The organism is Pseudomonas sp. TE36184 (assembly GCF_054060055.1).
Window position 1 is genome coordinate 4,217,715 of the sequence record NZ_JBSSCU010000001.1, and the last position, 23,108, is coordinate 4,240,822.

Sequence of the window (23,108 nt, forward strand, 5' to 3'; positions counted from 1 at the left end):
TTACCGTTCAGGGGGCATCCATCATGGAGACCGGCCTTTCTCTCTAGTGCCGATTCAATAGCTGGAGTACGTTAAACCCATGTAAAAAATTTGGCGTCAATATTTTGGTGTTTTGCTCGACGAATTACTTTTCCGTCAAGGTATTGACCTATTTGGCGCCATCCTAAACAATCCGCCCGGTAATGTCACATTGATATTTACACGGCATCGCGACTTTCTGTTTGCACCGTCCAGCACTCATGACAAGCAGTGATTTCGGTTGCCAATCCAATGCACTATTTCAAGTTTGTTGCGGTTTTCCAGGCAACCAATCCCCAGGGAAGAATCACAATGCGTTTGCACTTATTCAAAGCTTTGCCTTTTGCTCTAGCCGCCAGTTTCGTACAGGCTCAAACCCTGACAGAGGCGATGCAGAAAGCGGTGGAAGTCCATCCGGAGATCCAAGCGGGTGTCAATGCGCGCATTGCTGCTGACTACCAAGTCGACGCAGCCAAAGGCGGCTACTTGCCTAAAGTCGACTTGCTGGGCGGTTATGGCCGTGAAAGCTCGGACAACACCACCACCCGCGCGGCCAGCAACAGCCACGATTGGAAAACCATGAACCGCGGCGAATCGACCATTCGTCTGCAGCAAAACCTGTTCCAGGGTTTTGGCACCCAAAATGAAGTAGGCCGCCAACAAGCCACCGCCAATTCCCGCGGTTATGCGCTGCTCAACACGACCGAGCGCACCGCCCTGACGGTCGCCCAGGTTTATCTGGATGTCTTGACCCGTCGCGAGATGGTGCAACTGGCAGAAGAGAACCTGAAAAGCCACGAACGCATTTTTGACCAGATCAAATTGCGCACCAGCCGTGGCGTCGGAAGAATGGCGGACATGGACCAGGCCGAAGCCCGTCTGGCTCAGGCTCGAAACAACCTGATCACCGAACAGACCAACCTGGCTGACGCCAACACCAACTACATGAGCGTTGTCGGCCAAGAGCCCGACCAACTGGAAAAGCCAGCGGGCATCGTGACCTTGCTGCCAGCCAGCCTGGATGACGCACGCCGCCAGATGATTGCCGACAGCCCGGTATTGCGCTCTGCCGAATCGGATATCACCGCCGCTGAAAAGCAGTACGAATCCGCCAAGTCGACCTTCTACCCGCGCTTCGATGCGGTACTGCAACGTTCGGCCAACGACAACATCGCCGGCGACCCAGGCCATGACAACAGCTATTCCGCCATGCTGAACATGCAGTTCAACCTGTTCAACGGCGGCACCGACAAGGCCAACCTGCAGTCCAAGGCTTCCCAGGCCTCCCAGGCGCTGGACATCCGCAACAACGCCCTGCGTCAGCTGAACGAAGAGCTGGGCCTGGCGTGGAACGCCTACAACAACGCCACCCAGCAGGTGCCGATCGCGCAGGAATACGTGGACCGCAGCACGCGAGTACGTACCTCGTATCAACAGCAGTTCAGCCTCGGTGAGCGTACACTGCTCGACTTGCTCGACAGCGAGAATGAACTGTTCACCGCTCAGCAGCGTCTGGCGCAGATCAAAAACCTGCAGATCTACACGCAGTATCGAATCAAGGCCGACATGGGCCAACTGCTGAGAAGTCAGGGCGTGGTAGCGCCGATGGCATCGGTTGTGCAGAACGATATTAAACCGTCGGTAAACCTGCCAGGGATGAACTGATTCTTGACGGCGTTGGACCACTCAACTGCAGTAAGAGAGAGTCAGCTTGGATTCTGAAATAGGTGTGGCGCAACTCAACCATGACCCGCGCAGTCAGCATGACGACCCCTTGCTGGACGGGTTGTTGACACTCTGCTCACTGCATTACAAACCCGCCAGCCGCGCAATGCTGACCACTGGGCTGCCACTCGCGGCCCAGCGTCTGAGCGCCGAGCTGCTGCCGCGTGCAGCCGCTCGGGCGGGTTTGCAGGGGCGGTTGCTGCAGCGCAAGCTGGAACAGATTCCATCCATCGCACTGCCCGCCATGCTGCTGCTCAAGGAAGGGCGCAGCGCGGTGCTGTTGGGCTGGGAAGGCGACACGGCGCGACTGCTGCTCAGCGAAAGCGACGGCGGCGAAGTACAGGTCAGCCGTGAAACCTTGAGTCAGGATTACAGCGGTCGGGTATTTTTCGCCCAACCGCAGCATAAATTTGACATCACCAGCGGCACGCTGATCCCGCGCGCACGCTCGTGGTTTCGAGACACCCTCAAGCGCTCGCGCTGGCTCTACGCCGACGCAATCGCCGCGAGCCTGGTGATCAACCTGATCGCCCTGGCCGCACCACTGTTTGTGATGAACGTGTACGACCGCGTGGTCCCCAACCAGGCCACCGCCACCTTGTGGATGCTGGCCATCGGTATCTGCGGCGCGTACTTGTTCGATCTGCTGCTCAAGAGCCTGCGCAGTTTATGCCTGGACCTGGCGGGCAAAAAAACCGACCTGATCATCTCCGCGACGCTGTTCGAGCGCATCGTGGGCATGGCCATGAAAGTGCGCCCGGCGCGGGTCGGCAGCTTTGCGCAGAACATCCATGAATTCCAGGGGATGCGCGACTTCCTCACCTCGCTGACCCTCGCCAGCCTGATCGACCTGCCCTTCACCCTGATCATCCTGGTGGTGATCGCCATGCTCGGCGGCCACCTGGTGTGGATTCCGATCATCGCCTTCCCGCTGGCCCTGGGTATCGGCCACATGCTCCAGAAACCGCTGACTGCGACACTGGAACGCACCATGGCCCTGGGCGCCGAGCGTCAGTCGAGCCTGATCGAAACCCTCGCCGGGCTCGATGCGGTCAAGGTCAATAACGCAGAAAGCGAGCGCCAGTATCAATGGGAACAGACCATTGGCACCCTCAGCCGCCTGGAACTGCGGGTCAAGGTGTTGTCCGGCCTGGCCATGAACATCACCTTGCTGATCCAGCAAGTGGCCGGCGTGGCGATGATCATTTTCGGTGTGTACCAGATCATTGATGGCGCCCTCAGCATGGGCGGCCTCGTTGCCTGCTACATGCTCAGCGGCCGCGCACTGGGCCCGTTGGCGCAACTGTCGGGGCTGCTGACGCGCTACCAGCAAGCCAAGGTGACGATGGTCTCGGTCGACCAGATGATGGAGTTGCCGCAAGAACGCAACTACGACGAACGCCCGCTCAGCCGCAAGGCGCTGCAAGGCGCGATGACGTTCCGCGAAGTCGACTTCACCTACCCGAACCAACAAAACCTGGCGCTGCGCGGCATCAACCTGAACGTGCGGGCGGGCGAGAAGATCGGCATCATCGGGCGCAGCGGCTCGGGCAAAAGCTCGCTGGCCAAACTGCTGGTCGGTCTTTACCAGCCGGATTCGGGCTCGTTGCTGGTCGATGGCGTGGACATTCGCCAGATCGATGTCAGCGAATTGCGCCACAACATCGGCTACGTGGCCCAGGACATTCAACTGCTGGCCGGCACCTTGCGCGACAACCTCGTCTCGGGCGCACGCTACGTGGACGACGAAATGGTGCTGCAAGCCGCAGAACTGGCCGGCGTGCATGAATTTGCCAGGCTGCATCCGCAAGGTTACGAACTGCAAGTGGGCGAACGCGGGCAAAACCTCTCCGGCGGCCAGCGACAAAACGTCGCCCTCGCCCGTGCATTGCTATTGAACCCACCGATCCTGCTGCTGGACGAACCGACCAGCGCCATGGACAACACCGGCGAAGAGCGCCTGAAACAGCGCTTGCAGTCAGTGATCGAAAACAAGACGGTGATTCTGGTCACCCACCGCGCCTCGCTGTTGAGCCTGGTGGACCGCCTGCTGGTGATCGACCGTGGCCAGATACTCGCGGACGGTCCAAAAGCGGCCGTCATGGAAGCGCTGAAAAAGGGGCAGATCAGTGTTGCTTAAATCCGGCCCACGCCGTTTGAAAGACGTCATCTTCGGCTATTTCAGAGGCACCGACTCGCTCGAAGACCAGCCCTTGCCCGAAGTCGAAAAAGCCCTGGTCGACGACGCCCCGCGCATCGTGCGCCTGACCATTTGGGGCGTGATCGGCTTCTTCGTGTTCCTGATACTGTGGGCGCACTTTGCGATCATCGATGAAGTGACCAAAGGCGAAGGCAAGGCGATCCCCTCCTCGCGCATCCAGAAAATCCAGAACCTGGAAGGCGGCATCGTCGCCCAGATCTACGTGCATGAAGGCCAAATCGTCGACGCCGGCGCGCCGCTGGTACGCCTGGACGACACACGCTTTGCCTCCAACGTCGGCGAAACCGAAGCCGACCGCGTGGCCATGGAACTGCGCGTGGAGCGCCTCAGCGCCGAAGTCGAAAATCGCCCGCTGAACATTACCGAAGACGCGCGCAAAGCCGTGCCCAACCAGGCTTCGAACGAAGAGTCGCTGTACCTGAGCCGACGCCAGCAACTGTCGGACGAAATCGGCGGGCTGCAACAACAACTGCTGCAACGCCAGCAGGAACTGCGTGAATTCGCCTCCAAGCAGGACCAATACCGCAACAGCCTGAACCTGCTGCGCCAGGAGATCGGCATGTCCGAACCGCTGGTACAACAGGGCGCGGTCTCGCCGGTAGAAGTGCTGCGCCTCAAACGCTCCGAAGTGGAAACTCGCGGCATGCTCGACGGCACCACCCTGGCCATCCCCCGCGCCCAGGCCGCCATCAACGAAGTGCAACGCAAAATCGACGAGACCCGCGGCAAATTCCGCAGCGAAGCCCTGGCTCAACTGAACGAAGCGCGCACCAACCTGAGCAAGGCCCAAGCCACCTCCAAAGGCCTGGAAGACCGCGTCAGCCGCACCATGGTCACCTCCCCCGTGCGCGGTATCGTCAAGCAAATGCTGGTCAACACCGTAGGCGGCGTGATCCAGCCCGGCAGCGACATCGCCGAAGTCGTACCGCTGGACGACACCTTGCTGGTAGAAGCCAAGATCCGCCCGCAAGACATCGCCTTCCTCCACCCCGGCCAGGAAGCAATGATCAAATTCACCGCCTACGACTACACCATCTACGGCGGCCTCAAAGGCAAACTCGAACAGATCGGCGCCGACACCGTGATGGATGAAGAGAAGAAAAACACCTTCTACGTCATCAAACTGCGCACCGACCGCAGCCACCTCGGCACCGACGACAAACCCCTGCTGATCATCCCCGGCATGGTGGCCTCTGTGGACATCATCACCGGCAAGAAGAGCATCTTGAGCTACCTGCTCAAGCCAATCATCAAATCCCGCGCAGAGGCCATGCACGAGCGCTGATCGGGGCATTTGGCTGCGGGAGAAGCGGGTAAATGCAGGGCGAAGGGCGAAAACTTGGGTTTTCGCAAAAATAGTCAGATTTCAGGGGTTTACAGAACTTTTTCAATCGCTATAATCGTCGCCCTAACACGCCGGTATAGCTCAGTTGGTAGAGCAACTGACTTGTAATCAGTAGGTCCCGGGTTCGACTCCTGGTGCCGGCACCATTTAAAATCAAAGGCTTGCAGCGATGCAGGCCTTTGTTTTTTGTGCGAAACGTAACAAGACACGTAACAAGCCGCTTATCTAGGCGACCTCCGTGGGCGCTTAGCTCCAATTTGAGGGCTGTTTCTATGTCAACGACTCCCACCGAACCCCCTGAAATAGCGCGCCTGATGCAAATGCATGGGGACCTTTTCGATAAGCATTTCTCGCATAAGCTGGATGAACAGTCCGCCGTACTGAAAGCTCACCTCCTGATAGAGGGCGTCATCCGTGACTTCAACTACCGCTCAGTTCAGAACCCAGAGCATCTGCGGGGAATACGGCTCACCTTTCAGCAAGTAGTCGGCATAGCTCGATCGCTCATGGTTATTAAAGGGGCAGGGAGGAACAGTCTCTGGGACATGACAGACCAGCTCAATAAGCTAAGAAATCTGATGGCTCATGAATTGGAGCCAGACCAAGTTAAGCAAGATAAGTGTCGCAAAGCACTGATGTCCTTATCTGGGACAGCCACGCTCAACGAGAGCCTTTCTTTCCTATGCGGAGGGATGAATGCGCTGCTAATGGTTTCGTTGGAGCTGCGGAAGCGCGAGTTACTTTCTGAGGAGGAGCGCGGAGCCTTGGAAATCTGAAAACCTGATGACCCGAGATAGGCCCCCGTTACACCCGGTGACCATCCTGGTCGGAGGGTGGAAGGTAGCGACACCCTCTAATTCTGGGCGTCACGGGGATAAGCAACGCATGGGTGTCGCGTATCCTATACACGGGAATATTTTTTCCGGTGCACCCATCAAAAGTGCGTAAGAAGTGTAAGTGAGATTTTTTATCTATCTCTATCCCTTATATTTCAATAGCTTAGAACCATTTCTAAACCGTAAGTAGACTGTCAGATCAGTGTCGGCACCGAACAGTTCGTGACTGTAAGTGAAGGAGACCGCAACCAACTGTTTTTAAAGGAGTTTTTTAAGTTGCTTTCCTAACTTACACTTTTTGACGACATGACTGTAAGTGACGCCCCCCAATGAATCCGGGGCTTTTCAGGCATTTCTCGACCCGCTGACGCCACTTACGTGTCAGGAGGGGGTGTACCGGGAAAAGTTTTCAGCAGCCGTTCAGGCACGCCCCACCAGACTGCTCTCGCCTCGTGACTTTAATCCGGAGAACACCATGACAAAGCCCAGCTCCGTCGCTCCCATTCCAAAAATTGAAGTCATCAAGAAAGGCGCCCTGTGGGAGGTCCATTGGGACTACCAGGAAGGACCGGCCAGCCTGATTCTGTTCAACCGCGCTGACTACCTGCGGGGCTATATAGATGGTGCACTGGACATCCTTGGGGTTGATCCCAATTGCGTGTGCTGCGCCAGCGGCTTGACCGGCACGGTAAAACGACTGACTCAACATCAGGCCGACACACTTTTTGGCGCATTGAACCAGTTGCTGGTCCCGTTGGTAGAGGCGGAATTCGCCCGTCTGGAACGCCTCGCCGCCCTCCCTCATGTACGCAGCGCCGCCGCAAAAGTTTGAAACCCCTCTCCCCCATATGATCGGCCTGCCAGACCCAGACGGCGGGCAACTCCCTGCATAGCCTGAGACACGCCCAGTACCTGCAATGACGTGCACTTTCGACCGGTTGCGATTCTGAAAACCGCCTGTTTCGGATGTTTTGAAGTTTTCGACCCAATGAAACCTGGGCCTCCAGCCCTGCCCCGTTCGTGGTCGTCTGCTGCACCGTTGTGCAACCGCACTGCACTTCTCTTCAAAACTTTGCAATCTGTGAAACTGCCGGTCGCCCGCAGAGCGCCCCGGCCCGCCTGGGCTGCCGGTTCGTTTGCACTACATCCGGGTTTGCACAAAAAAAGGACGCAAACCCCGTCGGCGGGAGGGGGATAAGTGCTTTTTTTGTTCTTTTTTTTTCATTTGCCACCTTTTCATTTCCTTTAGCCCTTTGCTTGTCGAGGCTTTATACTCAAAGCACAACCCCACCCTAATTTATGAAGTTCAAATACATGGAATTTAAAAAAGCACTAACGGAACACTTTAAAAAATTCGACGCATCTCCGATGCTATTCATTGGCTCCGGAATCTCGAGGCGCTATTTAGGAACCGAGAACTGGGAGCAACTCTTACTAAAATTTTGCAACCTCATTGGTGAAAATCCGCTAAAGCTAAAAACAAGCTCAAACGGAGACCTAACTAAATATGCGCAACTCCTCGCAAAAAGCTACGAGAACTCATGGTGGGAACGACCAGGTTCGAAAGAGATATCGGAGGAGTTTTCAGAACATTTTTTAAACGACAGTTCAATCTTAAAGATTGAAATATCTAGATATTTGAAAAGCGCTCACGAAAACACTATAGCCGAGGTCAGAGAAGAGCTTAGCCTACTAGAAAAAGCCAATATTGACGGCGTAATAACAACCAACTGGGATTGCCTAATAGAGAACACATTCCCTAAATTCACGACATTCATAGGGCAAGATGGATTGATAGCGGAGAGAAGCCACGGAATTGCGGAGATATATAAGATTCACGGCTGCTCGACCGCCCCTAACTCACTAGTCCTAACAGAAACAGATTATGCTGAATACAGAAGAAAAAACCCTTACCTTTCTTCCAAACTTCTGACCATATTCATCGAACGGCCTGTTATCTTCTTAGGTTACTCGCTCGCAGACCCTCACATTGCTGACATACTCGAAGACATTATTGGTTGCTTTCCTGAAAAAAGCTTAGATTTCCTGAGAGACAAACTAATCTTTGTAGAGTGGCATCAAGAGCTTGAAGAGCCTACTATCACAGATTCAGTCATCCATAAACGGATACCTGTAAAACTCCTAAGAGTACGAAATTTTATAGAGCTATACGAAGTTCTTTCGGAAACCAAAAAACGAATACCCGCCCATATTTTCCGAAGAATCAAAGACGAACTGTATGAACTTGTAATTACAGACGACCCCAAAGGCCAGTTATATGTAAGAAACGAGAGTGACCTTGCGAATGGCGACTCACTTACCGAATTTGTCGTGGGATACGGAGCGATCTCAACTACAAAAAAAGGCGAGGCAATTTCAAAACAAGGACTAATTGGCCTAGAACGCTCCGACCTTATCCGAGACATTATTTTTGAAACAGAAAAATATGATGCCGCAGATTTGGTTTCAACAGTATTTCCAAAACTGGCAAAGGGCAATATCAAACTTCCAATTTATTACTATCTTAACAAAGCTGGGTGTCTCAACGATGACGGCACGTTGAAAGCTGGTATCCCAGAACTCTGCGCCGGCGCACAGGTGCGTTTCGAAGGAAACCTTTTTACCGATACGAATCGAGGCACTGAGCTTAGAAGGTCAAAAACGGTACCCGAAGTCACAATCGGGGTTAATGAGCTATATCACAAGCAGGGTTTCGAACTCTTTAACAGAATGCTGCCCTATATGGAGCCAGCTCTAATCAAAGAAGGACTCTCTGACCTAGCAGAGATATTGAGAAAGCATATTGACACATCAAACGCTAGCGGCCTTGCTAGACTCGCATGCTTTTACGACCTAGTAAAATATAGCAACCGTTACTGACACTGCCGACTAATCGAATCCCATGAAAAGCGAACATAGCCATAAAATAGATCGGTGCAAACATGTACAAAACAGGGCTCGCTTTAGACTAAGACAGGACTAGGTATGGACGGACTGAAAGCGTTACTAAACAAAATTGATAAAGCTGACATATCAAAAATGTCAGATAGCGAAGCTTTGAATCTATTGATGTCGATTACATCATTAGCGATCGCAATTTTATCTTTAGCGATAGCAGTGGTTGTTCTATTTTATGCAGCCTACCAGTTTTTTTCAAAAAGAGGATCTAGATTTTGCGGAATGTTCTCGATAGCTGGCAGTGTGTGGAGTAGCCAAAGATATGTTGGCGAGGTTATATTGGAGAATACTAAGGACAAATCGGTTGCGATAAACACCATATATTTAGTAGTAGGCCGAAATATATACGTAGAACTTATGGACTACTCAGACTCCCCCAGAATAATTGCACCTTTTGAAACCATTAAATTAAGCTTCATAGAAGGGGTTTCCGGCTATATAGCTTCAACCTTTAAGGTAACCTTGGATTCAATGCTGGCGAATAATAAAATTCGCAAGAGCTTAGTTATATCAACTCCACAAGGACTTTCAAAAGTTAAGAGTTATAAAACATTTTGGAACGTCTATTTTGAATCACTAAAAAATTATTTTATCGTTCCCGTTCGCCCGGTTAAAAAATATCACAATGGAAAATACTACAGTGATGCACTGCAATTTATTGTGACCTGTACTCGGGACGGGCAGCAAGTAGAGGAGCACCGTCTTTACCGTGGGGCTACTTATGAAATAGAAGGCATTTCTGTAATGGTGGACCAATTCGCCAGCGCTGCTGATCTCAAGGCATTTTTTTCTGCGTCAAATAATTCAAGTAACATCTTGACTGTAGAGCGTGCCGGATATGACTTTAATGATTACGAAAAGTATGAAGACGCGGAAATTGAGCATTATGGTTTTTTTGGAACTTATGTATTAGGCCCAATTCTTACCAAACTAGACAGTTTAAAGTTTCGTTTAAAAAACAAGAAAAAATAGATAGCGGCAAATATGCCTACTTACTATTGGGTAAATATCTTCAGATACGACCTATCCAGTGATAGGTTTCAGTTTCGCCGCCATCTCCAGTGCTCGTACTGCCTTCGCATTGAACGCCGCTGCGTCTGCGGCGCTCAATGCTGGGCCAGGCACATGAATATGGTTGGCCAGCTGAAGATTCATCTGCTGCACTAGGTCGAGCAGATCACACATGACCTGGAAGATGTTCACGTCCTCAGACCCGACGTGGTTCTTCGGTGCTACCAAGCTCTGACTGACCGATGCCACGCTTTTACGCAGCCCCTCAATCCTTTCCTCCATGTTGCCACCCACCGTGGCGTTGTGCTTCTGTCCCACCACAAGGTTCAAGTCCCGCCCGGTCGCTTGGTGCAGATCACCCACCGCCGCCAGGCTCGCCGATCCGCCCGACAACAGCTTGAGCGCCCCCAGCGCCTCGATCGTCTTGATTCCACCTACTGACTCCTTTGAATGGTCATCCACCGTCCTGGTGTGATTCTGGAAACGCTCAGTGTTGCCCATGGCGTCCACTTCGCGCTCGATGGCCTTGTCGTGGATCTTGCCGTCAGTCTGGCGCAGCCAGTTGCCGTCTGCATCCACACGCTGCTGACAGACCTCACTGTGCTGCCACACCTGATCACCCTTCGGCACGCTGGGCATACTCAGCCCGTGGGGCAGGATGGTTTGGATATAGGGCTTATGCGGCAGGCCATAGGCAAAGCACACCACCACCTGGGTGCCTTCCTCGGGAAAGGCATAGATGCCCATTTCCTCGCCACCGGTGGGCAGCGGCAACGGTACGCCGGCCAGGATCGGCAGCTTGGGATCTGCCTCGCCGTCCGGTCCCATGACCTCGATGTCGACCGCATAGCGCGGCCGAAAGTCGTCACAGATGCCGGCGCCAGCCGGGGCATCGGCCACGGCGACAACCCGGGCAAAGCGTGGCAGGTGGTAACCGCCTGTGAGTTCGGGGAATTGTCGTTCTACGCTGCGGCGGATTGCGTCGTCCATCGGATGGCCATCTGGTTGTCGATGAGCGCCACACTGGTGATGCGCTCGCCGTGGTTGATTGTTGCACCTGGTCGCAACCCGGGAAGGGCTGCAATCATCGCGCTCTGGTTGCCCTGGTAGTCATCGAACAGCTCCACCGGCAGTTGCAGCGGCGAGCGAACTCCGAAGAAGCTGTCAGCCCAACTGCCCACGAACACCTCCCCGTCACCCTGCTGTTGCCAGATAAAGTCGGGGATGTTGAAAACCCGGGCCAGGCTGTCCATGGCTTGATAGCCAGCAGCCAGGCTGTAGAAGAACGGCGCCTTAACGCCGGCGTAGGGCCGATCCGGGACGCGAAAGCGAAGGCCGGTGTGCTGGCTGATTTCAACCAGGACGGCGCGCAGGTCGACGTGGCGCAAGTTCAGCGGCAGCGGGTTGGCCAGGATCGCGGTCAGCTCGCGGCAGAACAGCACCTGCTGGGTGCTGCTGGCAGTGGTGGAGCGCTCGACGTAGCCGATAAAGTGCCGCTGCAGCGTGCTGTCGTTGTAGCCGATATCGAGCGTTACCAGACCTTTAACCGGGGCTTTGGCCTGGATGGTAAACGTCGCTCGCCCGGGGCTTTTTGCGTCCAGCCGGACTTCGTTTTTGACCAGGGCGTAGGGCTTACCGTTGATGGCCAACTCCTTGTGCAGCTTCATCCCTTGGTACTCCCGCCCAGCCAGCCGTCCACTTTTTTCAGGGTGGCTTCAAAACCGGTCAGTTCCTCGGGTCCGCTGCTGGAGTCGCCACCGGTGCCGCCGACTGCCCCGCCCGGGCCGGACTGAGCGGTAACCGCGTTGCCCGATCGCCGGCCCTCGACTTTCTCAGGGTTGGACAGTTTCTCCGTCAGGGTGAACTGGATCAGCCAGGCGCGCAGGCTGTCGTCCTCCCGGGCGCTCACGCCTTCGGTGAAGGTCACCTGGCGCATGCCGAAGGCGGCGGCGGTGTCATTGACGATGCGGTAGGTCTTGAGCTGGCCACCGCCGGCGGTCGCTTCCACCAGGCGCATCAGGTCGCGCAATTGCACCTGGTCAACGAAAGGAATCATCAGGCTGACGGTCAGGGTCTTGGGCTTGAAGCCTTTGTGCCCCTTGTCGGTGTTGCTGGTCTGACCTGACAGATCGTCGCTCTCAATGCGCAGATTGCCGGTGACTTTGAGGTTCTTTCCGCGAACCTCTTGCCCGTCGAGCAACAGCGTCATAGGCCCACCAATTCACGAACGAAGCTCAGCCCCTTCTCAGATCCCACCAGCAGCGCGCCGGCACACAGCACCCATTCATGCCCTGGCGCTTCGCCGGCCAACAGCGCCTGGCGTAGCTCGGTGGCGTTACCTGGACCGATCAGACGGGCGCGCATGCTGCTGTCCGGGTTACCGCCAGCAAGTAGGGCTTTCAGATCGGCCAACTGCTGATCGCGGCCCTGCTGTTGAGCCGCCTTGCGGGTGGCCAGGGAGGCAAGATCCGCCATGGGCGAACTGTCGGCGGCGTAACTCTCCAGGACAGCAAGCTGGCCGGCCATGGATTGCTGGGCGGCCTTGACCACGGTGCAACGCTCCAAGGGCAGTGTCTGCCAACGCGGCAATGTGCCGGCGGCGGGGATCTCCCACTTTTCCGTCTCCAGCGTCGACAGGTGCCGCGCGCGGCGTTCGGCTCGCACCAGGTCGGGCATCGGCAACAGGGCATTGAAGCGCGCCAAGCTGTTGGCCAACTGATCAAAGCGCGTGGCCAAGAACATCAGGCACAGCGCGAACTGGGGGCCGTCCGGCCGACCGGTGTCGCTCACGTCCACCAGTTTGCCGGCCAACTGCTGCAGTAAGTTCGGCGCAGATAGGAAACGCTGATAGCCGCGGCCCTGGCCAATGCCACTTTGAAACGGTGTCACCACCAGGCACGCCGGGGCCTCGCCCATCTGATCCGCCAGCGCCGTGCGGCCTGCAGCGATCGCGTCCTGGGCAGCGTCACCCACAGGCCCCGGCCTGGTGGTGGCTTTGCCGTTCAAATCCGCCAGGCGCTTGGCGGTACCGGCCAGCTCACCGCCGGCCAGGCCCTGGGCCGTCGACAGCTGGCCCATCCATTGGGTGGCTTGCACAGGCCAGCGCATGGTGACGGGCTCCCAACTCATGCTGGCGGCGTCCACTTGATGGCCTTAATCACCTTGAGCTTTTTGTCCTTGAGCGCGGTGGCCAAGTCCTGCTTGAGGTTGTCAGCACGTTGCAACGCTGCCTGTTTGAATCGCACCAGGTCTTGGCCCACCAGGTGCAATTGGGCGGCCGTATGGGGGCGAAAGCCTTTGACCTGGCTGGCGTCAAAACACGCATAGCTGGCATCCAGGCCGCTCAATACCATGCCCGTCAGGTTGATCTGGTCATCCATCTGGCTGCTATAGCGGTGCGGCTCGCCCAGGGCGCTGGAAAGAAAACCGCTCTCGATATAGGCGCTGCATCCGTCATTGACCTCCTGCAGCTTCTGATCAAAGAGCGCGGCCAAAATTGCGGCGATGTCGTCTACCCATTCACCGTTTTTCCAAACCTGATCAGGGCCGGGCTTTTTGGTCGTGAAGCCGCTCGGGATCGGCCCCATACCTGTGATGGTCATGGGGTCACCCGTCACGATGCTGTAAACGATCAGGCCGTCGAAGTAGTCGACAAGTACCCATTTGCCTTCGCTCCAGCAGGCGCCTTTGTTGGCTGGGATTTTGGGCGGTTCAAGTTCCACGCATCCACCGGGGATCAGGAAAACACCCGGTTCCAGGGGCGATTCCTCTGCCTCGGCGGTGCCGACGTAGAGGCCCAATTCGTTGGTTTGATAGACCGTTTGAGTTTTCATTTGGACCTCAATACTTGATGCAGTACATCATGGCGACGTTGATCGGGCGCGCTTCAACGCCGCCGGATGCGTCCACTGTGATGGTGTGGTTGTGCGCGCCGGCAACGGCGCTATTGGCTGACAGGGAGGGGCCTACCGAGTAATGCCCGCCACCCTGTCCGGTGGCAATGTTGAGCGCTATCGACCAAATGCCGTGACTGTGAGCGCCCTGTACATCGCTGGATGCCGTATGGCTGTGAGAGGCGTTTTGACTGCCTTGTAGGTTGTACAAGGTCCGGCCAGGGTCTATCCCTCTGCTATCGTCCAAACCTCGAATAAAGACGCCACGCAGGTCCGGCAAATTGAATGTTGTAGAGCCATCGCCTGCGCCGTAGTAGGTGCCGACCTTGGCAAAGAGTGCGGCGTAGGCTGTCCTGGATACGGCAGCACCGTTTGCCTTGAGATAGCCGAAAGGCACACTGGTAATGGCGAAAATCACAATGGCGCCGGCAGGAACTACAGAGCCAGGGTCAAAATTGCCTTCATGCCATAGCTGTTTGCCATGCCAACGCAGAGCCCCGGTGGCATCCATGGCCAATTGTCTACCTGCGACACGGGCCCAGTGAAAGGTGATAGCTGGGGCATAGGCGAAGTCCAAATTGGTTGCACGTACTTCTTGCGCCTCCCTGATTTCTAAGGCACCGCCGGTGCCGCTCACTCCTCCTGGTTCTTCGGCACATAGGACAGGTCTCTGTTGCGAAACCTTACCGACGTAAAGCCCGTCAGTGATCCCGTACCCGTCCAGCGTTGTGGCCTTATTGGCCTTGGTGTTGGTGTCGAAGTTGCCCGTATGCCAGATGGTTGAGCCCTTCCAGCAGAGCTGTCCACCGATAGCCATCGCCAGATCTCCAGAGGTTTTTCCACCCCAGTGAAAAGTGATGCGTGGCGCATAACTGAAATCGGTTTGGGCTCCCTGCACCAGTTGCGCCTCTCGGATCTCCAGCGCCCCGAATTGGTAACTCGTACCCGGTGTTGGCGCATAGAGCTGTGGACGCTTGTCGGTATGCCCCAGCGGCAGTGCGTTGGTGATTCCGTACCCGTCCAGCGTCGTAGGCTTCCCGCTGGTGATCTTCGACCAATCCAGCGCCGGAATATCTGCCGCCTGGAGATATTCGCCACTGATCACCAAGCCCTTAGAATTGACCGTGACCTTGGTGTATTTCCACGCGGCCACGATGTCCGGCATCGTCAGTTTGATATCAACGTCGGCTGAGCCGTCGAAGCTCGCACTGCCGGTACCGGCGCCGCTGATGGAAAGTTTGCGTGCGGTCTCCAACTGCTTCGCCTTGCCCGCCGGCGTAGCGCCACTAATCAGCTTGTCGATCGCTTGCTGCAAAAACCTACGGACACTGGCAAGTGCTTTTGTGCTGGCCAGAACGAAGGTGTTGTCGACGTCGGCATCGTCCGTTATCGCGTTCGGCAGGTTGCCCAGGCCCACGTCAGCCTTGGTTGTCGCTCGGGCGCGCAGGTACTGATAGTCACCATTTCGAGCGGCCAAATGCTGAATCAGCGAGCCGTTGATAGGTTCGACTACTCGCCGATCGCTGATGGTCGAGGCGGTCAAATCTCCCAGGGCAACGCAGTAGACCCGCTGGCCATTAGCGTCCAAGAAGTCGACCTGGTTGGGCTCGAAATCAACTTTCCACGCTGCCACCACGTCGTTCAGTTCGCGGCGCAAAGAGACCTGGAGCCAGACTTGCGTCGGCATTGCGGTTGGCGCGATTACTAGTGAATTCGCCAGCTCTACGCGGATTCCCTCCACATAGGCCAGGCCAGGCTTTAACTGAAACGCTGCCCCGACCTTTTCAACCTGGAATGCGCTCCCGAAGAAACAGGCCCGGCCGAAGATGTCGCGGTTGCTCAGTCGCTCGCGCTCATCAATGCCCTTGAGGCGCACGGTGAAGTCATGCTGCCAGGTCTTGGCATCAATGGTGATGCCCGTCAGGGCCTGGGCTCCGTCGAACATCACCAGGATGTTGCGGGTCACGTTGTTGCCCAGCTGCAGCGGTGGAATGTTCCTACGCTTTTGCTGCAGCGGCATGTATGCCACGGCCAGCAGCACGCTTTCGGCGGTCTCCAGGCCGATCCAGTTCCAGTCAAAATCCCCGACATCACTGCCCAGCATCGAGCTGTAAACCACCTGGTTGGGGTTCACATAGCCCACGTTTTGCTGGGGGATTGAGTAGCTGTACACGATCTGCGCCGCCGGCGGCTTCGCTGCAGCGCGGTTGACCGGCGCGTTCGGGTCCAGACCTGGCACATTGGCAAAGATGAAACGCACGACATCGAGGCGCTGTTGCGATCCCAGTTTCTGGGCGATCAGGCTTTCACCTGCAAGGGTAATACTGGCTCCCATTGGGGCTCCTACAGGCTGGCAATCAGCGTTTGCTGATCGTCGTTGAAGTCGACTGCGACGATGCGCAGTGAAACAGGGGTAATGGTCACGAAGTCATAACGCCGGCATGTGCGGCCGTACTGCTGAATCAGCACACGCAACAGCTCCGGGTTCTGCGACAGCTGGGAGTCGGAAAGGCGCAGCAAGACCACGTCCCAGTCCCGATCAGGCATACGCTCGTCGATCTCGACATAGCCCACACCCAGGCGCTGCAGGATGCGTTTGAGGCCGGCCGTGCTGCCGGCGTCGACGGCATTGATGAAGGCGAATTTGACGCGCAGGCGGTAAAGGCTTTCCGGCTCGTCCTTAAATCGGCTGATATCCCGCTGCCAGGCCAGCAGATCCAGCACCGTCAGGTGGCAAGTCTCGGCGTCCATCTGCAGCAGTGGCCATTGCAACCAGCCTTCGACTTTCTCCCACCAGGACTGGCAGGCAGCCTTCAACTTGGTCAACTGCGGACCACCCAGCCAGAACGGCAAGTTGAGCTTGATCATGGCAACGTCACCTGCAGGCTGGAGATCCTGGGAATGGTCAGCTCTGACACGATGTCGGCGTTATCAAAGTGCAGCGACTCGATGCCCGCAAACTGCTGGTGAAGCTCTTCACCCAGACGGCTAAACGAAAAACGTGCCTGCGGGTAGGTCAGCGTCGGCTGATAGTCGCCGGTGCTGCTTTCGCGGAACGCCGCACGAATGAATAGCTCGGCTTCGGCCTGCAGTTTGGTGCGCTGTTCGGCGGTCAACGCAGGACGTGGCCACAGCGTTACACGCAACGCGTGCTGGGTTTCCGGCATCTCCAGCACCAACAGGTCATCCCCGTGGCCATGGTTGCCTTGGTCGCGAATATGGGCGTTGATTTGCTGCAGGTAGGTAGCCGCCGGCACATCCGTTTCGAATAGCACGTAGGCATTCGCGCTGCCTGGACCGCGCGGGGCACCGTGCAGGAAATACACACCGTCCGGCCGCACGCCTGGGAAGGCCGAGATCATGGCGCGGTACACCGCATCGGTGTGCCATTGGTTGACCGCCGAGAATTGGTTGCGCACCCGCAAACGCAGTTGATCGTCGGGTTCAGGATCTGCACCTGGTGCAATCAACCAGCCGTCGGCATTCACCACCTGAACGATGCCAGGGATAGGCACCGGCAAAATCGCGTAATAACCGGGAGCCAGGTTGTACCCGCTGCCAACCTCTTGCGCCTGGGCTGGGACTTCCAGCTGCAGCACGCCATCGGCAAAGGTCACGGCCTGGGTGGTGACCAGTTGGTAGACATGGCCATTGATAGCGGCGGACTGCACCTGGATTCCGGCGGGCATTTGCAGCACACCGCCGGCGACATCACGGGTAAACAACAGCATACCCTTGGCTCTGGTCGCTCCTTTGCGCTCAGCGTTGACCGCCCAAGCCAACATATCCAGCCACTTGTCGCGGGCAGTTTTCACAAAGAAGTTGGGTAGGATTGTGTCGCTGACAAAGTTGATCAGCCATAGCACCGGCTTGGTCACCAGGGCGGTGATCAGGCGCCAGAACGGCGAATAGGCACTGGTGTTGCTCATCTTGCTGCCCTGGGCCGCGACTTCCTTTTCCCAAGCCTGGCGCAAGCCTTCCTCGGTCACCGGAATGCCGCCGTCTGCCAGTGCCTGCTTAAAATCTACATCGCTCACAGCGTCACCTCGATGTCGCCGAACTTGAGGGTCTTGGCGGTGACCAGGTACTGGCCGGAATCCACCTGCTTGATCTGCGCCGTACCCGGCACCAGGCGCTCGTCCGCCTCTACCAGCAATTCCATTTGCTGGATGCAGTCGCGCTGCCGCAAGCGGCTGCGCTCGGCCACCAGCGTGACCAGCAAGCCGCTCTCGCGGATCATGTGCGCGATGTCCTGGGCGATGCTGGCCCGGTCCTCGATCAGCAGCGGCTGACGCGATGGGTCCAACACAAGGTCGTTGTCCATGATCAGCAGGTCGATGTATTCGCTCATCCGCCCACCGCCATGGCCAACATGCCTTCCAGCTCCAGCGGGTTCATCGGTTTGCCGGTGTGAATGTTGACGTTCTCCACATGAGTGCCCTTGTTTTGGGTTTGGCTGTTGTTCTGGATGCTGGCCAGCAAACCGCCCCGGGGCACTGCGTCCGGCCGTTTCGGTGACAGGCTGGTCACTGCGCTGTTGATCCGTTGCTGGCTTTGTTCGGCCTTCTCAGTCGGCTTTGGCGCCGTGACCAGGGCCGGCGGCTGCATTGGTTGCGGGACGTTGAGCTGCGGCCCGATCGGCGCAGGGGTCTTCAATGCCGGCGCAGCCACCAGTGCCGGCGCGGTGCGCGGCGGTTCGGTAGCGGTCATCGGCTGCGCGATCGGCGCCGGGGTTCTCGGCACCGGTGCGAGCACTAGGGCCGGCGTTTGGGCTTGGGGTTGCAGTGCGTTGAGTGCAGGCATCGCCGGCGCCGGCGCCGGGATCTTCGGCGTAGCAGCCATCACCAGGGGCGGCGCCTGGATCGGCTGCTGGGGAGCGCTTATCAACTGCGGCAGCAACGGCGCCTCAACCTGGGGAGCGCTGATATTCGGTAGTTCCGGCGCTGCCGGCATATCCCCGAATGCCGCATCGATCTGCACGCCGGGGATCTTGTTCAACATCTCGATCAGGCCGTTGATAGCGCTTTTGAAGATGTTGACGATGGCATCCCACGCGGCGCTGGCCATGTTCGACCAGCCGCCCATCGAGTCAAACCACGCCGACAGTGCGTTCAGTTGGCCGCTGACCCACTGGAACGCCTCGCTGTTGAGTAGCGCGCTGGTCCACTCGTCCCAGTAGATGATCGCCGCCGCCACGGCCGCGACCAGGGCGACAATGCCGATCACTATCCAGGTCACCGGGTTGGCCAGCAGCGCGGTGTTGACCAGCCAGATCGCGCCCTGCCACAGCAGCATCGCGCCCTTGACCAGACCCATCCAGGCAACCATCAGCACCAGGCCGGCCACAAACCCGATCACCATGACGGTGTGGTACAGGAACATGGCGATACTGCGGTAGCCCGACCAGGTGAGAGCGTTCCACACCACAGTGGCTCCCAGCCAAGCCATTTTCGACAGGCCCACTGTCAGAGTGAGTAACGACATGGCTGCGGTGACCGCCAGAAACGACAGAGTGACAATGCCTATCAAGCGGGTGATGTTGGGGAACAGTTGGGTCCAACGAGTCAGTGTGCCGGCGATGGCCACCAGGCGATCCATCAGCGGCGCCAGGATCGGGATCAACGACTGGCCGAAGGCGATACGCAGCGCCTGCACAGCGGCGCCAAACTGCTGCCACGGGTCCACCATGGCCTTGGCCATACGCTCGGCGTTCTCCAGGCCGCGCACATTGCCCAGTTGCTCCATGCCGTTTTTCAAGCGGCCGGTGTCGCCCATCAGGGTGGTGATCAGGCGCGCCGCTTCGCCACCAAAGGCGTCGCGCAGCTTCTTGCCGTTGGCCTCAATCGTCAGGTCGCCAAACTTACCCTGGAGCTTGTCCAGGATGTCCATCATCGGCAGCAACTTGCCCTGCTGGTCGACAAAGGACATGCCCAGCTTTTCCGATGCGCCGCTGACGTTCTCAAAGAACGACTTGTAGAGGCCGCCAGCCTCCCCGCCGTCCATCGTGCTGCCCAGCGTGCCCAGGACCGCCATTTGCTCGGCCAGGCTCACGCCTGCAGTGCTAGCCAGGCCGCCGGCAGCTTTGAATGCTTCGCCGATCTGCTCGCCGCTGGTGCGAAACAGCTGCACCGCCGTGGCCGTCTGGCCTGCTAGGGTTTCCACCCATTGGCCTTTGCCCATGGCGTCAGCCTGGCCCTTGAACAGGTTGTACATGGTGCCGACGTAGGAGCCCATGGTGTCCGCGTCGGACTTGGTGGCCTTGGCCAGCACGTCGCTGGCATTGGTGAACGTTGCCAGTTGATTGCCCACCAATCCTTTGATGGCGCCTTCAATGTGATACGCCGAGGCGACAAAATCCCGGGCGTTTTCGCCATACGCCACGGAAAATTCCAGAGACTTGCGATTCAGCGCATTCAACGCATCCTCGGCCACGTTCAACGATCGGACTTCGCCCAGGGCGCGATTCATTTCCAGGGCTGGTTCCATGGATTGGGTGATACCGACATACGCGCCCGTAATGCCCGCCAGACCGAAACCCATCGTTTTGATGTGCTTTTCGCTCTGTTCAGCCAGGTCAGAAAAGCCCATTTTGACCTTGCCCAAAGGGGCGGTGACCTTATCGGTCAGGCTCAAAATGAAGGCTAGGCGGGCGCTTTTGTCTGTCATCAGCGTTTATCCATTGAGTGCGTAGGCGATGCCGTTGGCGATGGCGATTTCCGTCCGCCGCCAGTACTCGTCCTCCAGCCACTTGGCCGTGCCCATCACCTCGGCGGTGGGCTCGGCACCTGGTAGCCAGCGACTGGCCAGGGCCACCAGTTGGCCCAGGCCGTTTTCGGTCAGGCGCTCAGCGTGGTCGAGTGCTTTTTTACGGTGATTTCAACGTCCGGGCCGTACTCTTCCAGGAGCGCACCGGCCAGTTGCATGACCAGTACCGGGTTACCCAACTGGGCCTTGAGGGTGGCGCGTTCTTCCTGCTTAACCGTGGTCACCAGCAGATTGTTGGCCGGCGAAACCTTGTTGGTTTGGGTGACGGCGTTGAAGTACTTGGTCACGTCCTGCGGGGTCAGTTCGAAGGTGAATTCCTTGTCGCCAACTTCCAGGGTAATGTCGCGTTTATCGGTCATGGTGTTGCTCCGTTCAGGGGTTGAGTGTCGGTTGAGACTGGCGCGGGCATACCCGCAAGGCGTGGTCTTGCAGACCCAAGATCATTTGCTTGCTCAGGGCGAGTTGGTCGACAAGGGTGAAATAATCCGGTCGAGCGTCTGCTGCGAGTTCGGCGGTGGCTGCATCAGCCACGCCGCCGGCGCCGGCACTGGCGGGCACTGCAGCGCTGCAGGAGGCTTTGACTGACAGCCGCTTACGGCCAGCAGCAACATCAAGGCGCAGAGCATCGTTTTCAGCTCGTTCATGGTTCAGCTCCAGAGTTCGTTGAAGGTCGATAGCGTCACGATCGGCCAGCATCTCGCCGCTGATGCGCGCCGCGTCGCGCAGGCTGTTCACTTCAAACAGCGCCGCGTCACGTTCGCTACGAGCGGTGTCACGCTGGCCCTGCAGCAGGTCGAAACCGAACCAAGCCACCAGGCACAGCACCAGGATGAAAGTGCCTTCGCGCATCACAAGCCCGCCTCGCACAGAGCCGCTTCCGCCAAACGGCGCGCATGCAGGCCCGGGATAAACACCTTTTTGCCCTGGGCGGTGGTGATGAAGGCCCACACCGGCGTTTTGCCGTCAGGCGCCCAGGCCAGGGCCTGACAGCCGTCTTTGATGCGGCCGGCATTGATCAGCCCCACGGCGCGACTGGCGCAGGTGCTGGATGTGCCGAAGTTGTGGCCATGGCTGCTCAGGGCGTCGAAGGTGTTCTGGCCCACGTCCTGGTTGGTGACGCAGTCGGCCAGCTGCAGTTGGCCTTTGCTGATCACCAGTTGTTCGACTTCGCTGCACCGGGCGTCTGACCAGTAGTCACCCACGACCACCGGGTATGGGCTGGTGTAACGGGTGATGCCCTTGCACACGGTAGGCAGGCCACGGGCCAACTTGTCGGCGTAGACGGTGTTTTGGCCGTTGCCTTCCCAGGTGCCCAGGAACACCACCAGCGTGGAGCTGCAGAGCGCAATGGCACCGGCGGCGATCTTGCCGCGCAGGTTCATGGGAACACCACGCGAAGCAACGCCGGCCCGACCATTTGCGCAACAACGCCCAGCACGGTCAGCACCGCCAACATGCGCGTAACTTTGGTGCCGATATCGGAAACGGTAGAAGTCAGCTCGCGCTGGCCCTCATTCAGATTCGAGAGCTGCACCGCCATGTGTTCGAACTCGCCTTCCAACCGCGTGACACGGGTGGGAACGGTCGCGTGGCGGTCTTCCAAATCGCTGACACGGTGCTCAAGCACTGCATAGCGGCTTTCCAGGTTGTTTTTGGGCGTGGCGCGAGAGGTCATCGGCGCTGTCCTTTCTCGAAAGTGGTCTGGCACGGCGTACAACGTGTGATTCCGCCCATGGCCTGGCGCTTGACTGGGATCTGCTCGTCACAGTCCAGGCAGTGGCTGCGGCTCGGCCCCGAGGGCCGCGGCCGGGCCAGTTGGGCCTGGATAGACCGCTCGCGCTCCAGTTCCTCGATCGCCTTGGCGTCGTCAAGCCAATCGCCCATCAGCTAATGCCCTCGATCTCGGTGGCATCCAGGTACGGCACGCCGTTGATGCGGATAAAGTCCGGGCTGGTGACCTCAAAAGGCACCTTGTGCTTGGTCTTCTCGCCACCCTTGGGATCGATGCTCAGCAGGCTAGAGACCTTCAATTTGCAGCCGAAGGCTTCAATGCGCAGTTCGTCGTCGCCGGCCTTGGCGAAGAACACCGCGTCGAACGCATCCAACTTGCGGAAACTGCCGGCACTGCGGGCCGCTTCGATCAACAGGTTAAAGTTGGTCGAGTCCAGTTCCAGTTCACCGGCCGCCGCCACGTCACCGTCGACATAGCCGTCAGGTACGCCCCGGGTTTGCGCGGTCTTGCTGTTGTCGGTGATATCCAGGGTGCAGCTTTCGACGTGGACCAGGAGGTCGCCCAGGTTCACGTCAAAGTTCTTGCCGCCAATACGTGACATAGG

24 protein-coding genes and 1 tRNA gene are annotated in these 23,108 nt (G+C 57.6%); 8 read left to right on the forward strand and 17 right to left on the reverse strand.

Features of this window, described 5'->3' with window-relative positions; all coding sequences use genetic code 11:
• Positions 1-330 precede the first annotated feature (330 nt).
• From ACVWZP_RS18900 to ACVWZP_RS18935, 8 genes are all read left to right on the forward strand, one after another.
• Positions 331-1,683: a TolC family outer membrane protein gene (locus tag ACVWZP_RS18900; protein ID WP_046385019.1), complete on the forward strand. Its 1,353-nt coding sequence runs from the start codon at positions 331-333 to the stop codon at positions 1,681-1,683.
• A gap of 46 nt (positions 1,684-1,729) precedes the next feature.
• Positions 1,730-3,883: a type I secretion system permease/ATPase gene (locus ACVWZP_RS18905; protein WP_046385020.1), complete on the forward strand. Its 2,154-nt coding sequence runs from the start codon at positions 1,730-1,732 to the stop codon at positions 3,881-3,883.
• Positions 3,873-5,249 (forward strand): HlyD family type I secretion periplasmic adaptor subunit, encoded by a 1,377-nt coding sequence (locus tag ACVWZP_RS18910; protein WP_046385021.1) that lies wholly within the window; start codon positions 3,873-3,875, stop codon positions 5,247-5,249. The genes ACVWZP_RS18905 and ACVWZP_RS18910 overlap by 11 nt, the downstream gene beginning before the upstream one ends.
• A 130-nt stretch (positions 5,250-5,379) precedes the next feature.
• Positions 5,380-5,455: transfer RNA gene (locus tag ACVWZP_RS18915), tRNA-Thr, on the forward strand.
• Positions 5,456-5,581: 126 nt separating this feature from the next.
• The gene (locus ACVWZP_RS18920) at positions 5,582-6,085 is read left to right on the forward strand and encodes a hypothetical protein (protein ID WP_457370016.1); all 504 of its coding nucleotides are present in this window, start codon (positions 5,582-5,584) and stop codon (positions 6,083-6,085) included.
• 535 nt (positions 6,086-6,620) lie between these two features.
• Complete coding sequence (locus ACVWZP_RS18925; RefSeq protein ID WP_457370017.1) at positions 6,621-6,977, forward strand: hypothetical protein; 357 nt, start codon at positions 6,621-6,623, stop codon at positions 6,975-6,977.
• Positions 6,978-7,459: 482 nt separating this feature from the next.
• Complete coding sequence (locus tag ACVWZP_RS18930) at positions 7,460-9,025, forward strand: SIR2 family protein (RefSeq protein WP_457370018.1); 1,566 nt, start codon at positions 7,460-7,462, stop codon at positions 9,023-9,025.
• Positions 9,026-9,130: 105 nt separating this feature from the next.
• Positions 9,131-10,075: a hypothetical protein gene (locus ACVWZP_RS18935; protein ID WP_457370019.1), complete on the forward strand. Its 945-nt coding sequence runs from the start codon at positions 9,131-9,133 to the stop codon at positions 10,073-10,075.
• A gap of 51 nt (positions 10,076-10,126) precedes the next feature.
• On the opposite strand, the gene ACVWZP_RS18940 is transcribed toward ACVWZP_RS18935, so the two are convergent.
• The 17 genes from ACVWZP_RS18940 to ACVWZP_RS19020 are packed head-to-tail and all read right to left on the reverse strand — an operon-like array spanning position 10,127 to position 23,105.
• Positions 10,127-11,104 carry a hypothetical protein gene (locus ACVWZP_RS18940; RefSeq protein ID WP_457370020.1) on the reverse strand — a complete coding sequence of 326 codons (978 nt, stop codon included), beginning with the start codon at positions 11,102-11,104 and terminating at the stop codon, positions 10,127-10,129.
• On the reverse strand, positions 11,077-11,781 hold the full coding sequence (locus ACVWZP_RS18945) for a hypothetical protein (RefSeq protein ID WP_457370021.1): 705 nt from the start codon (positions 11,779-11,781) through the stop codon (positions 11,077-11,079). Before ACVWZP_RS18945 ends, ACVWZP_RS18940 begins: the two co-directional genes overlap by 28 nt.
• Entirely contained in the window at positions 11,778-12,323 is a 546-nt protein-coding gene (locus ACVWZP_RS18950) for a baseplate complex protein (protein WP_457370022.1), read from the reverse strand. The genes ACVWZP_RS18945 and ACVWZP_RS18950 overlap by 4 nt, the downstream gene beginning before the upstream one ends.
• Positions 12,320-13,243 carry a hypothetical protein gene (locus ACVWZP_RS18955; RefSeq protein WP_457370023.1) on the reverse strand — a complete coding sequence of 308 codons (924 nt, stop codon included), beginning with the start codon at positions 13,241-13,243 and terminating at the stop codon, positions 12,320-12,322. The genes ACVWZP_RS18950 and ACVWZP_RS18955 overlap by 4 nt, the downstream gene beginning before the upstream one ends.
• Positions 13,240-13,947: a DUF4376 domain-containing protein gene (locus ACVWZP_RS18960; protein WP_457370024.1), complete on the reverse strand. Its 708-nt coding sequence runs from the start codon at positions 13,945-13,947 to the stop codon at positions 13,240-13,242. Before ACVWZP_RS18960 ends, ACVWZP_RS18955 begins: the two co-directional genes overlap by 4 nt.
• Before the next feature lie 7 nt (positions 13,948-13,954).
• Positions 13,955-16,342, reverse strand: a complete 2,388-nt coding sequence (locus tag ACVWZP_RS18965; protein ID WP_457370025.1) for a phage tail-collar fiber domain-containing protein — start codon at positions 16,340-16,342, stop codon at positions 13,955-13,957.
• 8 nt (positions 16,343-16,350) lie between these two features.
• Complete coding sequence (locus tag ACVWZP_RS18970; RefSeq protein ID WP_457370026.1) at positions 16,351-16,875, reverse strand: phage tail protein; 525 nt, start codon at positions 16,873-16,875, stop codon at positions 16,351-16,353.
• Positions 16,872-18,044, reverse strand: a complete 1,173-nt coding sequence (locus ACVWZP_RS18975) for a baseplate J/gp47 family protein (RefSeq protein ID WP_457370027.1) — start codon at positions 18,042-18,044, stop codon at positions 16,872-16,874. The genes ACVWZP_RS18970 and ACVWZP_RS18975 overlap by 4 nt, the downstream gene beginning before the upstream one ends.
• A complete protein-coding gene (locus ACVWZP_RS18980) occupies positions 18,041-18,358 on the reverse strand; it encodes a DUF2590 family protein (protein ID WP_457370028.1) in 318 nt (105 codons plus the stop codon). Before ACVWZP_RS18980 ends, ACVWZP_RS18975 begins: the two co-directional genes overlap by 4 nt.
• Positions 18,355-20,673, reverse strand: coding sequence for a phage tail tape measure protein (locus ACVWZP_RS18985; RefSeq protein WP_457370029.1), 2,319 nt, complete (start codon positions 20,671-20,673; stop codon positions 18,355-18,357). Before ACVWZP_RS18985 ends, ACVWZP_RS18980 begins: the two co-directional genes overlap by 4 nt.
• A gap of 6 nt (positions 20,674-20,679) precedes the next feature.
• A complete protein-coding gene (locus ACVWZP_RS18990) occupies positions 20,680-20,823 on the reverse strand; it encodes a DUF6890 family protein (protein ID WP_390896594.1) in 144 nt (47 codons plus the stop codon).
• 20 nt (positions 20,824-20,843) lie between these two features.
• The gene (locus ACVWZP_RS18995; protein WP_261754112.1) at positions 20,844-21,131 is read right to left on the reverse strand and encodes a putative phage tail assembly chaperone; all 288 of its coding nucleotides are present in this window, start codon (positions 21,129-21,131) and stop codon (positions 20,844-20,846) included.
• Between the two features lie 13 nt (positions 21,132-21,144).
• On the reverse strand, positions 21,145-21,621 hold the full coding sequence (locus ACVWZP_RS19000; RefSeq protein WP_457370030.1) for a lysis system i-spanin subunit Rz: 477 nt from the start codon (positions 21,619-21,621) through the stop codon (positions 21,145-21,147).
• On the reverse strand, positions 21,621-22,154 hold the full coding sequence (locus ACVWZP_RS19005) for a lysozyme (RefSeq protein ID WP_457370031.1): 534 nt from the start codon (positions 22,152-22,154) through the stop codon (positions 21,621-21,623). The genes ACVWZP_RS19000 and ACVWZP_RS19005 overlap by 1 nt, the downstream gene beginning before the upstream one ends.
• Positions 22,151-22,447 (reverse strand): hypothetical protein, encoded by a 297-nt coding sequence (locus ACVWZP_RS19010; RefSeq protein WP_457370032.1) that lies wholly within the window; start codon positions 22,445-22,447, stop codon positions 22,151-22,153. Before ACVWZP_RS19010 ends, ACVWZP_RS19005 begins: the two co-directional genes overlap by 4 nt.
• Positions 22,444-22,656 (reverse strand): TraR/DksA C4-type zinc finger protein, encoded by a 213-nt coding sequence (locus tag ACVWZP_RS19015; protein WP_457370033.1) that lies wholly within the window; start codon positions 22,654-22,656, stop codon positions 22,444-22,446. Before ACVWZP_RS19015 ends, ACVWZP_RS19010 begins: the two co-directional genes overlap by 4 nt.
• Positions 22,656-23,105 carry a DUF2597 family protein gene (locus ACVWZP_RS19020; protein WP_261754115.1) on the reverse strand — a complete coding sequence of 150 codons (450 nt, stop codon included), beginning with the start codon at positions 23,103-23,105 and terminating at the stop codon, positions 22,656-22,658. The genes ACVWZP_RS19015 and ACVWZP_RS19020 overlap by 1 nt, the downstream gene beginning before the upstream one ends.
• Between the last annotated feature and the right edge of the window lie 3 nt (positions 23,106-23,108).